The organism is Catellicoccus marimammalium M35/04/3, from assembly GCF_000313915.1.
Lineage (GTDB): Bacteria > Bacillota > Bacilli > Lactobacillales > Catellicoccaceae > Catellicoccus > Catellicoccus marimammalium.
On record NZ_AMYT01000017.1, the window covers coordinates 226,776 to 242,786 of the forward strand.

Annotated in this window: 16 protein-coding genes; all 16 read right to left on the reverse strand. The window is 33.6% G+C overall.

Going from position 1 to position 16,011, the window contains the following annotated elements; all coding sequences use genetic code 11:
- Positions 1 to 105 precede the first annotated feature (105 nt).
- Complete coding sequence (gene rpoD / locus C683_RS03830) at positions 106 to 1,218, reverse strand: RNA polymerase sigma factor RpoD (RefSeq protein ID WP_009490183.1); 1,113 nt, start codon at positions 1,216 to 1,218, stop codon at positions 106 to 108.
- Between the two features lie 18 nt (positions 1,219 to 1,236).
- A complete protein-coding gene (gene dnaG, locus C683_RS06370) occupies positions 1,237 to 3,078 on the reverse strand; it encodes a DNA primase (protein ID WP_009490185.1) in 1,842 nt (613 codons plus the stop codon).
- 98 nt (positions 3,079 to 3,176) lie between these two features.
- Positions 3,177 to 3,305, reverse strand: a complete 129-nt coding sequence (locus C683_RS06695; protein ID WP_009490187.1) for a hypothetical protein — start codon at positions 3,303 to 3,305, stop codon at positions 3,177 to 3,179.
- A 188-nt stretch (positions 3,306 to 3,493) separates the two neighbouring features.
- A complete protein-coding gene (gene glyS, locus C683_RS03840) occupies positions 3,494 to 5,545 on the reverse strand; it encodes a glycine--tRNA ligase subunit beta (protein ID WP_040388678.1) in 2,052 nt (683 codons plus the stop codon).
- A 22-nt stretch (positions 5,546 to 5,567) separates the two neighbouring features.
- Positions 5,568 to 6,455: a glycine--tRNA ligase subunit alpha gene (glyQ, locus tag C683_RS03845; RefSeq protein WP_009490191.1), complete on the reverse strand. Its 888-nt coding sequence runs from the start codon at positions 6,453 to 6,455 to the stop codon at positions 5,568 to 5,570.
- A 227-nt stretch (positions 6,456 to 6,682) separates the two neighbouring features.
- The gene (recO, locus tag C683_RS03850; RefSeq protein ID WP_009490193.1) at positions 6,683 to 7,495 is read right to left on the reverse strand and encodes a DNA repair protein RecO; all 813 of its coding nucleotides are present in this window, start codon (positions 7,493 to 7,495) and stop codon (positions 6,683 to 6,685) included.
- Positions 7,496 to 7,516: 21 nt separating this feature from the next.
- A complete protein-coding gene (gene era / locus C683_RS03855) occupies positions 7,517 to 8,416 on the reverse strand; it encodes a GTPase Era (RefSeq protein ID WP_009490195.1) in 900 nt (299 codons plus the stop codon).
- A gap of 11 nt (positions 8,417 to 8,427) precedes the next feature.
- Positions 8,428 to 8,820, reverse strand: a complete 393-nt coding sequence (locus C683_RS03860) for a diacylglycerol kinase family protein (protein ID WP_040388645.1) — start codon at positions 8,818 to 8,820, stop codon at positions 8,428 to 8,430.
- On the reverse strand, positions 8,804 to 9,274 hold the full coding sequence (ybeY, locus tag C683_RS03865) for an rRNA maturation RNase YbeY (RefSeq protein ID WP_009490199.1): 471 nt from the start codon (positions 9,272 to 9,274) through the stop codon (positions 8,804 to 8,806). The genes C683_RS03860 and ybeY overlap by 17 nt, the downstream gene beginning before the upstream one ends.
- Positions 9,275 to 9,288: 14 nt before the next feature.
- Positions 9,289 to 11,397: an HD family phosphohydrolase gene (locus C683_RS03870; protein WP_415710372.1), complete on the reverse strand. Its 2,109-nt coding sequence runs from the start codon at positions 11,395 to 11,397 to the stop codon at positions 9,289 to 9,291.
- Positions 11,387 to 12,349 (reverse strand): PhoH family protein, encoded by a 963-nt coding sequence (locus C683_RS03875; RefSeq protein WP_009490203.1) that lies wholly within the window; start codon positions 12,347 to 12,349, stop codon positions 11,387 to 11,389. The genes C683_RS03870 and C683_RS03875 overlap by 11 nt, the downstream gene beginning before the upstream one ends.
- Positions 12,350 to 12,901: 552 nt before the next feature.
- The gene (locus C683_RS03880) at positions 12,902 to 13,348 is read right to left on the reverse strand and encodes a GatB/YqeY domain-containing protein (protein WP_009490205.1); all 447 of its coding nucleotides are present in this window, start codon (positions 13,346 to 13,348) and stop codon (positions 12,902 to 12,904) included.
- 21 nt (positions 13,349 to 13,369) lie between these two features.
- On the reverse strand, positions 13,370 to 13,546 hold the full coding sequence (gene rpsU / locus C683_RS03885; RefSeq protein WP_009490206.1) for a 30S ribosomal protein S21: 177 nt from the start codon (positions 13,544 to 13,546) through the stop codon (positions 13,370 to 13,372).
- Positions 13,547 to 13,670: 124 nt separating this feature from the next.
- Positions 13,671 to 14,597 (reverse strand): thioredoxin-disulfide reductase, encoded by a 927-nt coding sequence (trxB, locus tag C683_RS03890; RefSeq protein WP_009490208.1) that lies wholly within the window; start codon positions 14,595 to 14,597, stop codon positions 13,671 to 13,673.
- 178 nt (positions 14,598 to 14,775) lie between these two features.
- Entirely contained in the window at positions 14,776 to 15,015 is a 240-nt protein-coding gene (locus C683_RS03895; protein WP_009490210.1) for a YneF family protein, read from the reverse strand.
- 66 nt (positions 15,016 to 15,081) lie between these two features.
- On the reverse strand, positions 15,082 to 15,966 hold the full coding sequence (locus C683_RS03900; protein ID WP_009490212.1) for a deoxyribonuclease IV: 885 nt from the start codon (positions 15,964 to 15,966) through the stop codon (positions 15,082 to 15,084).
- Positions 15,967 to 16,011 lie beyond the last annotated feature (45 nt).

Below are 16,011 nucleotides of genomic sequence, written 5' to 3' on the forward strand. Positions count from 1 at the left end.
TTATCATCCCTTTCTTTTTTTAATATTATGTATATTCTACTAAAAAACGAAAGAAATGTTAAGCTTTTTTTGTTTTCCAAAGAAAAAAGGCTGAATTTATCAGCCTTAATCTAAGAAATCTTTCAATTGTTTCGAACAAGATGGATGACGTAAACGACGCAATGCTTTCGCTTCAATTTGACGGATACGCTCTCTTGTTACCCCAAAGACTTTTCCGACTTCTTCTAAAGTACGAGAACGACCATCATCTAAACCAAAACGTAAACGTAAAACATTTTCTTCACGATCTGTTAGACGATCTAATACGCTTTCTAACTGTTCTTTTAATAATTCATATGCTGCATGATCTGCTGGACTGGTTGCTTCATAATCTTCGATAAAATCGCCTAAATGAGAATCATCTTCTTCTCCAATTGGAGTTTCTAAAGATACTGGTTCTTGAGCAATTTTTAAAATTTCACGAACTTTTTCTGGCGTCATATCCATTTCTGCACCAATTTCTTCTGGTAAAGGTTCACGACCTAAATCTTGCAATAATTGACGTTGGATACGAATTAATTTATTGATAGTTTCTACCATATGAACTGGAATACGGATTGTACGAGCTTGGTCAGCAATCGCACGTGTAATCGCTTGACGAATCCACCAAGTAGCATAAGTAGAAAATTTAAATCCTTTAGTATAGTCAAATTTTTCTACTGCTTTCATTAACCCCATATTTCCTTCTTGGATTAAATCTAAAAAATGCATTCCACGACCAACGTAACGTTTAGCAATACTTACCACTAAACGTAAGTTCGCTTCAGCTAGACGTTGTTTTGCTTCTTGGTCTCCAGCTGCAATTCGTTCTGCTAATGCTTTTTCTTCTTCAGCATTTAACAAAGGAACACGACCAATTTCTTTTAAGTACATACGGACAGGATCACTAATTTTAATGCTACTATTATCTTCTAGAATTTCTTCTACATTTTCCGTTTCTTCTTGTTTTTGATTAATACTTAAACTACGAAGAGAAGGTTCACCGTTTTCATCAACCACGCTGATTCCTTTATCTTCTAATTTTTGGATAATGTCATCCATTTCATCTGCTGTTAATGAGAAAGGTTCTGCAATTTCTTTTGATAATTGTTCGTAGTTAATTTGTCCTAACAATTTATTTTCACGAACTACTTTATTAAAAACCTTAATTACTTCAGGGTTTGTCGTATTTTTTGTCATCCGTTCTCTCTCTCCTTCTTATTGTTGACGTAGCAGATGAATTATTTCTAAGCTTAGTTGCTTCATCTGTGCTGTATCGCCTTTTTCTTTTGCTTCATTCATCGCAAATTGCTTTTCACGAATCAATGCTTGTAAATCATTTTCTGTTAAACATGCTAAATAATCATCAATTTCTTCATATTGCCAATCTGAATTTAATGGTTGAGCTAACACATCAGAAAATAAAGTTTTCATTTCTTCCGTTGGTAAATACGAAAGAAATAGTTCTATATTGTGACTTTCATAATGTTGAAAGAACATTTCCATAAAGGTATACAATTGTGCATATTTTGAATCAGCGAAATAAAATTCTTTTTCTGATAAATAATCTCGCACTTTTGGAAAATAAAATGCTCGTTGTAACAAGCATTTCATTGCTATCTCTTTTTGTTTATTTTGCCACTTTCCTTTTTCTTGAATAGATAAAGTGACATGATTTTTGTTTTGTTTAGGAAAAGAAATAGTTTCTCTATTATTATATCTCTTTTTTGTCGGTTTGGATATGATTTCTTTTCTTTGATAAGAAAGAAATTTTTGTTGTAAAAGTGTCTCATCAATTTGCAGTTCAGCACTTAAACGTTGAAGATAAAGTTCAGCTTCTAAGCGATCCGTTCTTGGTGCTAAAAATTGTAAAATTTCTTCAATATACTGAAGCTTGCTTTTGGTTTGTTGTAAATTCAAATCCTTTTTGAAATATTGTAATAAAAAAGAAAATGCAGAAAGAGTTTGAGTTTGTAAAAAATGCTCGAACGCCTCTTTTCCTTTTTCTCTTAAAAACTCATCTGGATCTAAATTTTCTGGAAAAATAGCAACACGAAGTTCTTTTATTTTCCCCCATAATTGATCTAATGCTTTATAAGTGGCATTCCAACCGGCTCGATCTCCATCAAAACATAAAATCAATGTATCCCCACATTTTTGAATCGCTTGAATTTGCGTTGCACTTAAACTTGTACCCATACTAGCGATTGCTTGAGGAATCCCTTGCTGCCAGGCTTGCATCACATCCATATAACCTTCCATCAATAGTAATGGCGATTCTGGACGTAAGCTAGATTTCGCTTCTTGATAATGGAAGAGCAATTCACTTTTCTTAAAAATAAGCGTTTCATTTGTATTTAAATACTTTGGCTCTAACTCAGGGTGAATGCTTCGACCCGAAAATCCAACAACATGTTGCTGCAAGTCTAAAAGTGGAATCATTAAGCGGTCAAAAAAACGATCATGATAATTACCCGAGCGGTCCATTTGGAACAAACCACTATCTTCATAATCGCTTTCTTTTGATTCTTCATTTTTCAATAAAGGAAAGAGAAAATCGTTTCCTTGTAGCTTAGGAGCATACCCTAATTGAAAATGCTCCATCGTTTTGGTATCTATTCCTCGTTGCTGTAAATACTCTCGAGCAACTCGACCTTCTTTTGTATGCATCAATACATAGTGATAAATTTCAGCTGCTTTTTGATGCCAATCATAAAATTTTGTTCGTTGAGAAAATTGGGAAGAATGATGAGTCACAGTTGTTGTAGTTTCTAATGGCTCATGAATGAAATGTGCCGCCTCTTGGACCGCTTCTAAAAATCCTACATGTTGATATTGTTGGATAAATTGAAATAAATTCCCTTTTTTTCCACAACCAAAGCAGTGAAAAACTTGCTTCTCCTCACTGACATGGAAGGAAGGTGTTTTTTCATGATGAAATGGACATAATCCAGAATAATCAGAACCTGTTTTTTTCAATGGAACATATTGACCAATATATTCGACAATATTTGATTTTGCTTGAATTTCTTCAACTTTTTCTGGTGGAATATATACCATTTCCTGTCTGCTCCTTATTTTTTCATAACTTTTATTATAGTAATTATATGTATTAGTGTCAAATAAAAATCATCTCATGAAGAGATGATTTTCTTAGACTATTTTAATAATAAATCTTTCCATTTTTGAACATATGCAGGAAGACCATATTTTTCTTGTTCTATTCTTTGAATTTTATCACGAGTCCATAATTGATGTTCTTTTTCTAAACGGACAATTTCTACCATTTTTTTAGCAAAAGTTTTAATATCACAGCTAGATAAATTAAAGATTTTTTCAATTTTAATTCTTTTTACTTATAAAATATCAAAGTCATGATTATTTATTAAAATCATATAAATAGATTATCTTGTTTATATTTAAAACTGCAAGCCCTTTATCAAAAAGAGCTATTCCGAAGAATAGCTCCTTTTTATTATTTAATTACTAATTTACTCATATCAGCAATTTTTTGTACTGATTGATTAATTTGTTTTAATAGAGATAAACGATTGTTACGAACCGCCTCATCTTCTACCATAATCATATTATTTTCAAAATAATTAGCGATTGCAGGCTGCAATGATTTCAAAGCTAAATAGTTTTCTTCAATCGTTCCTTCTAAAGATAAAGCTTGATAAGCTTCATATAATTCATTTTCAGAAGCATCGGTAAATAATTTTGCATCTACAACTACTTCTTTTTCTGCTTTTTGCGCTAAGTTAGCGATACGAGTAAAGCTTTCTGTTGCTACTTTCATATCTGCATCTTGACGATGGTTTTCTAGTACTTCTGCCGCTTGAATTTGATAGTAGAAGTCTAGCGTAGTGCTAGCAAAAGCAGCATCCATAATATCACTACGTACCCCTTGTAAGCTTAGATATTGACTCATACGACCAGCAAAGAATTCACGAATTTTTTCCATAGCAACATCATAATGGAAGCCATCTGCACTTTCGACCTGACGAGTCATTTCTTCTAACCATTCTAATGGTAAATTCCATTTTTGATCTTGTAAAATACGGATAATACCATATGTTTGACGACGTAAAGCATAAGGGTCATTAGAACCAGTAGGGATTAACCCTACAGTAAAGAAACTCAAAATAGAATCTAATTTATCAGCCACTGCTAATAAAGCCCCTACTTTTGTTACTGGTAATGAACCTTCCGCTGTTGTTGGTAAGTAATGTTCACGAATGGCTGCAGCTACCCATTCACTTTCTCCTTGCAATAGAGCATATTTTTCACCCATAATTCCTTGCAATTCAGAAAATTCTCCAACCATACCTGTTACTAAGTCAAATTTATAAATATCACTTGCACGTAAAGCTGCTTCTAATTCTTCAGCAGTAAAATTCCATTTTGCTGCTAAAATTTGTACGATTGCTTTAGTACGTCCCATTTTATTTGTCATTGTACCAATTTTTTCATGGAAAGTAACTTTTGCAATTTTTGCCATATAATCTTCAATCGTATGTTTTTGATCTTCTTCATAGAAGAAAGCAGCATCTTCTAAGCGAGCAGTTAATACTTTTTCATTTCCTAAGATGACTTGTTCGATTTTTTCTGCATTTCCGTTACGAACAGCGATGAAATAAGGTAATAATTTTCCATCATAATCCATTACTGCAAAATAACGTTGATGTTCTTTCATAGAAGTAATTAATACTTCAGAAGGAACTTCTAAATATTTTTCATCAAAAGTACCAATAAAGGCCGTTGGCCATTCTACTAAGTTGTTTACTTCTTCTAATAAAGATTCATCAAAATCAATTTTCCACTGGTTTTTTGTTGCAAATTCAACCATTTGTTCCATAATCATTGTTTTACGGTAATCAGAATTTACTAATACATATTGAGACATCAATGCTTTCTCATATTGTTTTGGATGTTGAATCATCACATTTTGACCTAAGAAGCGATGGCCACGACTAATGTTTCCAGAACCAATGGATAAAATTTCCATTGGTACAATCATTTCTCCAAGTAAAGCAACTAACCAATGAATTGGACGAATAAATTTCAATGTTTCATTGCCCCAACGCATCATTGTTGGGAAAGTCATTTTTTCAATTACTTCAGAAACTAAATTTGGTAATACTTCCACTGCTGATTTTCCAGCAATAAACTTACGTACAAATACGTATTCTTCACCATTGAATTCCTTTGTGTATAAGTCTTCTGTAGTCATTCCTTGCCCACGAGCAAAGCCTTGCGCAGCTTTTGTCCATTCGCCATTTTCATCTTTTGCAATACGTAAAGCAGGTCCTTTTGCTTCTTCTTCAATATCTTGCTGTTTTGTTTCCATTCCATTTACGCGAACAGCTAAACGGCGAGGAGTAGAAAAAGCTTCAATAGAATCAAAAGAAAAACGATGTTCTTCTAAAAATTTTGTCATGCGTTCTTTTAATTGTTCCATGGATGGAGTTACCACATGAGCAGGCATTTCTTCTAATCCTAATTCTAGTAAAAAGTCTTCTTTCATCATTCCATTCATCCTCCTCTAATTAATCTTCCTTCTTCAATAATGGGAAGCCTAATTTTTCACGTTCATCTACAAATGCTTGAGCTACTTGACGAGCCATTGAGCGAATACGATGTAAGTATCCAGCACGTTCTGTTACAGAAACAGCTCCTCTTGCATCTAATAAATTAAAAGTGTGGCTACATTTTAAAATATAATCATACGCAGGGTGAACTAATCCCAATTCAATTAAATGGTGTGCTTCTTTTTCATACATATCAAATAATTGTAATAACATTTCTTGGTTACTTTCTTCAAAAGCATATTTTGAATGTTCATATTCTGGTTCTAAGAAAATATCCCCGTATTTAACATCTTCTGTCCAAATTAAATCATAAACACTGTCCACTTCTTGGATGTAAGAAGCTAAACGCTCAATTCCGTAAGTTACTTCTGAAGTAACTGGAGCACATTCCAATCCACCAACTTGTTGGAAATAAGTAAACTGTGTGATTTCCATACCATCTAACCACACTTCCCAACCAACACCGGCACAACCCATGGATGGGTTTTCCCAGTTATCTTCAACAAAGCGAATATCATGTTCTAAAGGATTGATTCCTAAACGTTTCAATGATTCTAAGTATAATTCTTGAATATTTTCTGGAGATGGTTTCATAATTACTTGGAATTGATGGTGTTGGAATAAACGGTTAGGGTTTTCTCCATAACGACCATCTGCTGGACGACGAGAAGGTTCCACATAACAAGCATTCCAAGGTTCTGGTCCAATCGCACGAAGGAACGTAAATGGACTCATTGTTCCTGCTCCTTTTTCTGTATCATAAGATTGCATCAACATACATCCTTGTTCAGACCAGAATGATTTTAATGTTTCGATCATTTCTTGTACCGTCAATTTTTTGGTCATAATTCTCCTCCTTAACTATAAAAAAAGCCCTATGCATTGCAAAAACAATACATAGGGACGAATATATCGCGGTTCCACCCTATTTCCAATAAAGGCACCTTACTTTATCTACTTGTGTACTCCCAGACGCCCCTTATTGCTTTTATCTTTGGCTCTCATCTTCCCAAAGTTGCTGTGAATATCCACAATAATTCTTTCTGTTCTTCGTACTTCTATACTTTTATATTTTAGGAAAGGTCTTTTCTCTTGTCAACATTTCTTTCCCATAACGCTTGAATTTTTGCTTCACTTTGTTCCATTTTCCAAAGAAAACGACGACTCGCTGGGCGAATCCCTAATTCTTCCTCATAAATAGAATCAATCACTTGCCAAATTTGACGAATCCATTGAGGATGAATATCAATTTTACCAATTTGGAAAAAATTAAAATCTTGAAACTTACGCAAATAAAATAGTACTTGCGGAGGTAAATTCCATCGATTCTCTATCGTCGCAAAATGTCGTTCACAAATCACTCCATGATAGAAAGAAGAATAATCATAAGGGATATCCCATCGCGTTTCTTCACATAACTGACAATGGTCAAAACGAATATCTACTCCAAATTTGGGTAAAATTTGCAAAGCCATAATTGCCGCAATAACAGCAGGTGGTTTCTTTTCTTCTAGATAAACTAGTCCTTGACGAATATAGCCATAAAAAATAGCATCAGGCTCTCCATCCTCTAAGGCATATTGAGCTAATTCTAAAATGTACTGCGCATAAGTATAAGCTAAAGGATCTGTTTGTAAATAAGGATAAGAAAATTCTTCCTTCACTCCTTGGATAAATCCGAGTCCTTCTTCTTGTAAAGAAAGATAAAAGATCCCTCCTCCTGGACATTGTAAAGCTTTTTTATAACGAAAATTAGGCATTGCTGCTCGTTTTACTAAGATCATTCGTTTTCCATATTTTTCGGTGAATAACTGAACTAATTGATCTTTTTCTTTAAAAGGACGAACAGAGAGGACTAGCCCTGCCGTTTCTCCTTTAACGTACATCTAATCCTCTCCTTTACCTACTTAATATTCATCTTTGCGATATCCATAGTCTTGCAGATAAACTTGTTTATCACGCCAATTTTTCTGTACTTTAACCCATAGCTCTAGATATACTTTGTTTCCAAGTAAACGTTCAATATCTTTTCTTGCTCGAGTACCAATATTTTTTAACATTTGGCCATTTTTACCAATGATAATTCCTTTTTGACTTGCACGTTCTACAATAATTGTTGCTTGAACATGAATTTTTCCATTTTCATCACCGCGCATTTTATCGACAACAACAGCAACAGAATGTGGAACCTCTTCTCGTGTTAATTCTAGTACTTTTTCACGAATTAATTCTGAAACAATAAAATACTCTGGATGGTCTGTTACTTGATCTTCTGGATAATATTGTGGTCCTTCTGGTAATTCTTCTACTAATGTTTTTAATAATTCATCGACATTATTTCCTTGAGTGGCAGAAATAGGAATTACTGCTTTGAATGGGTAAGCGGCCATATATTGTTCAATTAATGGTAATAAGTCATTAGGATGAACCTTATCAATTTTATTAATAACTAAATAAACTGGAGTGTCTACTTTACGTAAGCGTTCAATGATAAACTCATCTCCACGTCCCATTTTTTGATCTGCTGATACTAAAAAACAAATTGCATCTACTTCATGTAAAGCACTATAAGCAGACTCTACCATAAAATCGCCTAAGCGTGATTTTGGTTTATGAATTCCTGGAGTATCAATAAAAATAATTTGGGCATCTTCTGTCGTATACACCCCTTGAATTTTATTACGAGTAGTTTGAGCTTTATCACTCATAATTGCTACTTTTTGTCCTACAATTCGATTTAATAAGGTTGATTTTCCGACATTTGGACGACCGATTAAGGCTACAAACCCTGATTTATGTTCTGTCATATTTTTCTCCTTTATGTTAACCATGAAAGTACATGAGGTCCTAAAATCATCACGCCAATAATAGCTGCAATAATGGCACCTACAAGTACCATCCCTGCAGCTAAATCTTTAATTTTTTTGGCTAGTGGATGATATTGATGACCCACAACTAAATCCACGATATTTTCTACTAATGTATTAATAATTTCCAAAATAATCACTGTGAAAATCGCAACCCAAAGCCATAACCATTCCTTTCCACTGCAATGAAAGAAAAAGCCTAAGGCAATCACTATTAGGGCAATCACACAGTGACGTTGGATATTTTTTTCTTCTAAAAATGCAATTTTCAATCCATCCCATGCATGTACAAAGGAGCAATGAAAATTTTTATTTTTATCAATTTGTTTATCTTTGTAATCCATAATGTTCTAAAATTTGATTTTGCAGCGCAAACATTTCTTTTTCTTCTTCTGGTTCCATATGGTCATAGCCATTCAAATGTAAAAATCCATGAACAACTAAAAATCCTAATTCTCGTTTTAAAGAATGACCATATTCTTCTGCTTGTTCTTTTGCTCGATCAATGGATACAAAAATATCACCTAAGTCACGAGGAATTTCCATGGCAAATTCTTCTGGTAAAAAAATGTCTTCTGGATTATCTTCAATCGCAAAACTAATCACATCTGTCGGTTGATCTTTATGACGATACTTACGATTAATTTCTTGAATTTCTTGATTGTCGACAATAGTCACAGACATCTCTGTATCTGGAGCTAAAGATAACTCTTTACCTGCATACTCTAAAAGATCCATAATTAAATGTTCATATTCAGAAGTTAATGCTCCTGTATGATCTTGTAAGTAAATTTCCATAAAATAGTTCCTTTCTAATTATGATCGTCTTTTTTCAATTCTGGATATTGAATACGTGAATGGAACGTACTACATAATCCATTCACAATTGATTTTTCTACAATTCGCAACTCTTTCATTGTAATATCACATTCATCAAATTGTCCATCTTCAATTCGATTATTGATTAAATTATGTACAAAATCTGCAATTTGTTGGCTACTTGGTTGACCCATCGCACGCACTGCCGCCTCAGAACTGTCTGCAATACTTACGACTGCCGCTTCTTTCGTTTGCGGTTTTGGTCCTGGATAACGATATTCTTCTTCTGTTACTGAATCATCGCGTTCTTTCGCTGTCACATAGAAATAACGCATTAATGTAGTTCCATGGTGTTGAGCGCAAATATCAATAATACTTTGCGGCATATGCGCATCTTGTAACATCTTAATTCCATCTGTGATATGACCAAAAATAATTTGACGACTATCTTCTGGTAATAAGAATTTATGTGGGTTTTCTGCTCCTGCTGGTAAATTTTCTACGAAGAAATTCGCATGTTTTACTTTACCAATATCATGATAATAGCAACCTACACGAGTAGCCATCGAACGCCCACCAATTTCTGCCACTGCATTAGCTGATAAATTGGCTACCATCATGCTATGATGATACGTTCCTGGAGCCTCTTCTAATAAACGTTTTAATAAAGGTTGATTTGGATTACTTAACTCATTCAACACGATAGAACTATCATCCGTTAAAATTAGTTCAATATAGGGATGCATACCCATCGTTAGTAAAAATGATAGTCCACAACCAATGACTACACATAATAAAGTCAACCATGTTTCACGACTCGTAAAGTCCATTCCTTGATAAATCATTAAAATCACTTGGAAAATAACTGGATAAGCAATTAACCATAAGAAGGAAGGAAAAATTTGTTGTGCAATTCGTTTCCTTTTCACTAGTGTTGCTAATAATCCAGTCAAAACATAAGTGATAATAATCATTAATAATGTACTTGTTCCGATTGAATGATAAAAGGCAAACATCGCAAATATCGCTTGGAAAATTACAGCCATTACTGCCGTCCTACGATTAATGAAAATATTCAAAACAAGTGGCATGAAGGCTGCAGGGAATAAATATGGAATATAGATGCTGCCTTCTCCTTGGAATAATTGTAAAAACTTCATCACTACAATACTAATTAACATCATCATGACATAGAATAAAATAAAACGTTTACGTTTTGTCAAACTACTCATTTGTTTTGCTGTATATAGTATTAAGATGACTTGGAAAACAATTGTTAAAATTAAAGCTTCTAATGGGAATAGTGTGGTTGATTTATTGGTTAAGCCCAATGCTTTTAATTTTTCCATTGCCTTGGCATCAATAGGACTACCTTCTCGAACAATGATTTCCCCTTGATAAATCATCACTGGAGCTACACTTTGTTTTGCTTTTTCTCGAAGCTCTTCTGTTTTTTTACTGTTGGAAATTTCATTAACAACTAAACCATTGTTAATCAAAGCTTCGTCAATCACATGCTCATTTTTGGGAATTTGCAATTGATCTAATTCTCTTAACGCTTGTTGCTTTGTATTCGCTAACGTATTCGTTCGAATATGCATACTCATATATTTATCGACTAACGCAGTACTTACTTTACGAGCATTTTCTAATTCATTATGACTTAAACTAAATAATTGTTGATAGAAACTTTCAGGCAGTTTTTGATAAGAAGCAAAATGATCACTACTAATATCCTCAAATTTCTTTTTTAACTTCGCGATTTTTTCATCTACGCTTAGTTTTTTATCTTCTTTATTTACCTTATTAACTAAATCAAACAATTGATTGATCATATTTATTTGTGCTGATTTTAAATTATCATCATAATTATACTCTGGCACAACCGCTTCTTCTGCAATTCGTTGCTTTTCTCTTGTTTCATATTTATTTTCAACCGTTTTGTTGGCACGTATTGTTTCACTAGCAACTTGTCCTTCATGCAGATTTAGCTCTTTTTGTTGCACATTATGAAATAATAACGCAAAAATAGAAAGAGAAAATAAAATCATCAACACTGGCATATACCATTTCCCATTATGTTGCGTTAACCTATTTTTCATCGCCAATCTCCTTTTCTTCATAGGCGGCAATAATTTTAGCAACTACTGGATGACGAACGACATCTCCTTGTTGGAAGCGAATAAATGCAATATCTGGAACTTGTGCTAATTTTTGTTGAGCATCAATCAATCCACTTCTTACTCCACGAGGCAAGTCAATTTGTGTCTTATCCCCATTTACAATCATTTTTGAACGATATCCTAAGCGAGTTAAAAACATTTTCATTTGTGAAGTAGTTGTATTTTGTGCTTCATCCAAAATAACAAAAGCATCATCTAATGTACGTCCACGCATATAAGCTAATGGCGCAATTTCAATTACCCCTCGTTCCATTAATCGATTGGTTTGATCTTCTCCAAGAACAGAGTATAAACTATCGTAAATTGGACGTAAGTAAGGATCTACTTTTTCTTTTAAATCGCCAGGTAAAAAACCTAAACTCTCTCCTGCTTCTACTGCAGGACGAGTAATAATGATACGGTTTACCTCTCCCTTTTTCAATGCTTTTACCGCCATAACTACAGCTAGAAAAGTTTTCCCTGTACCTGCTGGTCCAATCCCAAAAGTAATATCATTTTTTTCAATTGCTTCAATATATTTCTTTTGTCCTAATGTTTTAATGCGAATGGGTTTTCCATGGTAATCGGTCAAAATCGTTTTCTCATAAAGAGTTGTAAATTGGTTTAACGTTCCTTTACGTCCCATTTTTAATGCCATTACCACATCAGAAAGCCCAATAGGAATTTTTCTTTCTAAAAGAACAATCAATGCTTGTAATACTTGTACAATCAATTGCACTTCATTTTCATCTGTTCCTTGCACAAGTAACGCATTTCCTTGATCATAAATCTCAACATCACTATTATCTTCTAAAAATAATAAATGTTTATGATGATTTCCTACTAAAGTAGAAAAAATTTCTAAATCAGGAATCTCAATAAATTGTTGCATGCTTGTCACCTCTTCATTTCTATCCTTATTTTACCATATTTATTTTTTCTTTCAGACGGAGCGACAATTTTTTTATCATTGTTTTTTAATTTTCATTCTATTTTTTATCAAAATTTACAGATAGACATCCTATCTACCCTTATTTTCCTCTCTTATTTCTCTCTTTTTAGCTGGAAAAACAAAAGATTATTCGTACCTTTTTTCACATTATCCTTTTTTACCTATTTTTTCCTTTCAAACTCATCTTTATTTTTTTAAAAAATGAGAATCTCATTAAAAATTTGAAAAATCATCTCCTATTTTTTTGTATTTTATGGTAAAATTCCCAATGTAATATTTATCAACTTAAACCGTAAATCCAAAAACGTTTAACATACAGATTCTCACCCTATAATTTGTATGAATGGATCAATCGTAAATGGATTTAGCTATTTATTATACCCTATTAAATTTAACTTTCAAATTATTATACCCTATTTGAATACTTTCTCATACCCTTTTTATTTGGTTGATAAATAGGACAAAAAAAAGAAGCTGAACACTCAGCTTCTTTTATTTTTGCAATTGTTGTTTTACAATTGCTTGTATCTCTTTACCATCTGCACGCCCTTTTACCTTAGGCATTACAGCTCCCATTACTTTACCAAAATCACTCATTTGTTCTGCTTGAACTTCAGAAATTGTTTCAGTAATAATAGAAGTTAATTCTTCTGTAGTTAATGGTTCTGGTAAATAAGTTTGCACGATACAAATTTCTTTTTCTAGAGGAGCTAGTAAATCCTCACGACCAGCACTTTTGAACTCTTCATAAGAATCTTTACGCTGTTTCAATTCGCGGGATAATAGAGTCAATGCTTCTTCATCTGTTAGCTCATGACCTAACTTGATCTCCTCGTTTTGTACAGAAGCTTTCAGCATACGAACGACAGATAGACGTTCTTTATCTTTTGCTTTCATCGCTTCTTTCATATCCGCTGTTAATTGGTCTTTTAATACCATATTATCTTCAGCACCTAACTATTAATATTTTTTGCGTTTACGTGCAGCTTCAGATTTTTTCTTACGTTTAACACTTGGTTTTTCGTAAAATTCGCGTTTACGGTATTCTTGTAAAGTACCTGTTTTTGAAACAGAACGCTTGAAGCGACGAAGAGCATCATCAAGAGATTCGTTTTTACGAACGACAGTTTTTGACATTTAAATTCCCTCCCTCCGAGCTTTAAGTAACTGTTTTTTGTACTGAACAATTTCATAACAAAAAAATAGTCCGTTAATATTATAGAATATCCATTTTACACCGTCAAGACAGAAAATTACGTTTTTATTGATTATTCATTTCTAAAGATTGAACATATTGAAATGCTTCTTGTCCCGCAATCGTTCCATCGCCAACAGCAGTAGCTACTTGGCGTAAATCTTTATCTCTTACATCTCCAACAGCGTAAATTCCTGGGATATTTGTTTCCATCTTTTCATTCGTTGGAATCCAACCATGATTTTGTTCCAAAGGTAAATCTTTAATAAAGTCTGTATTTGGACTCATTCCTACATAAATAAAGATTCCATCACAAGGGAAATCATTTTGTTCACCTGTAATCGTATTTTCTAAAGTTACAGAAGTTACAGTCATATCATTTCCTTTTACTTCTTTAACCACAGTATTCCAAATAAATTCCATTTTTTCATTTTTGAATGCCTGAAGTTGTAGATCTTTTTTTGCTCGTAATTCATCACGACGATGAACGACGGTTACTTTACTAGCAATTTGACTTAGGTAAATTCCTTCTTCAATTGCTGAGTCACCACCACCTACAACCACTACGTGTTGGTTGCGGAAAAACATTCCATCACATACTGCGCAGTAGGAAACACCCTTTCCTGCATATTCTTCTTCACCAGGGATATTTAACATACGATGGAAGCCGCCACTAGCAATAATCACAACTTTAGTTTCATAAACTTCTTTTTCTGTATAAACAAGTTTAACGTCCCCTTTGTCTTCAATGGATGTGACACGTCCATAAATGGCTTCTACCCCATCGCGATCTACATTTTGTTTCATCTTTTCTCCCAATTCCATTCCTTTAATAGAAAGAAATCCAGGGTAATTTTCAATTACATCCGTATTATTCATTTGACCGCCATATGGTCCTGGTTCAATCAAGGCTACTTTGAGTTGTGCACGTGCAGCATACATCGCTGCAGTCATTCCTGCAGGACCTGCGCCGATAACTATTACATCTTTCATCGTGGTAATCCCTCACTTTAATCTTTTAATTCCTTTATTCTATCTTATTCATATACACATTCCTAAGCTTATTATAGAGGGATTCGAACTTCATCTCCATTAATATGCTTTCAACTTTTTAAACAATCTATTTAGCTTTATAAAATAAAAAGTCTCCACAAATGGGAGACTTCCTATATTATTTCTTTTTGCTATTTGCTTTGCGTGCTTGATTACGTAAGTTTTGCATCATTTGATGAATTTGAGTTTCTGATGGTTTACGACCCATTTGCATCATCATCATACGTAACATATCTTCATTTAATGGTGGATTTTGTTCTAATTGCTTTTTCACTGCAGAACGTGTTACCATCACACCAATAATTGTCCCTGCGATTAACGCAATTACTGCGATTAGGACAACCATTCCTGTACTCATGCCTTTCACCTATCTTTCTTTCAATTCTTTTCTATTGTAATATAAATATTCCTTAATGAAAAGGTTTTATTGATATTTGTCTCTCCAGTTGGCATCAAAGTTCCCACTTTTTAGCATTTCAATTTCCTTCTTGTATGGGGCAACAGCGGTTTTTTTATCTTTTCCAACATATGGAGTTTCTAAGATTTTTGGCAAATGTGCAAATCTTGGCTCATGAACAACTTCATATAATGCATCAAAACCAATCGTTCCAAATCCAATATTTTCATGTCGATCTTTTCCTGCTCCCAATTCATTTTTAGAATCATTCACGTGAACGACACCAATTTTATCAATTCCGATTTTATCATCAAACTCCGCTAATACATCAGAGAAATGATTTTTTACATCATAACCTGCATCATTCAAGTGACAAGTATCTAGTGTAATACTAATACGTTCTGGATGATTTACACCTGCAATCATTTGTGCCAATTCATCAAAATTACGACCTAATTCAGTTCCCTTTCCAGCCATTGTTTCTAGAGCAATTTTAGGTCCTTCTTCTGAAGTTAACACCTGATTTAATCCATAAACGATGTTTTCAATTCCTTTTTCTACTCCTAGACCAACATGACTTCCTGGGTGTAGGCATACATGTTCTGCCCCTAAGGCTGCAGCTCGTTGCATCTCTTTAGATAAAAAATCAATCGCAAATTGTTGTTTTTCTTTATCTTTATCATTCGCTAAGTTAACAATATAAGGAGCATGGACAACAGGTGCCATAATTTGATTTTCTAAGCGTAATTTTGTACCTTCTTCAATTTTTAGTTCTGCTAATTCTTTACGGCGTGTATTTTGTGGCGCTCCTGTATAAATCATCATTGCTGTACTGCCATAAGAACTTGCCTCATTGACAGAACCAATAAACATTTCTTTTCCTTTCATGGAAACATGAGATCCAATATACATTTTGTTCCCCTTTCTTCTTTGACAATCACTTTATTCTACCATATC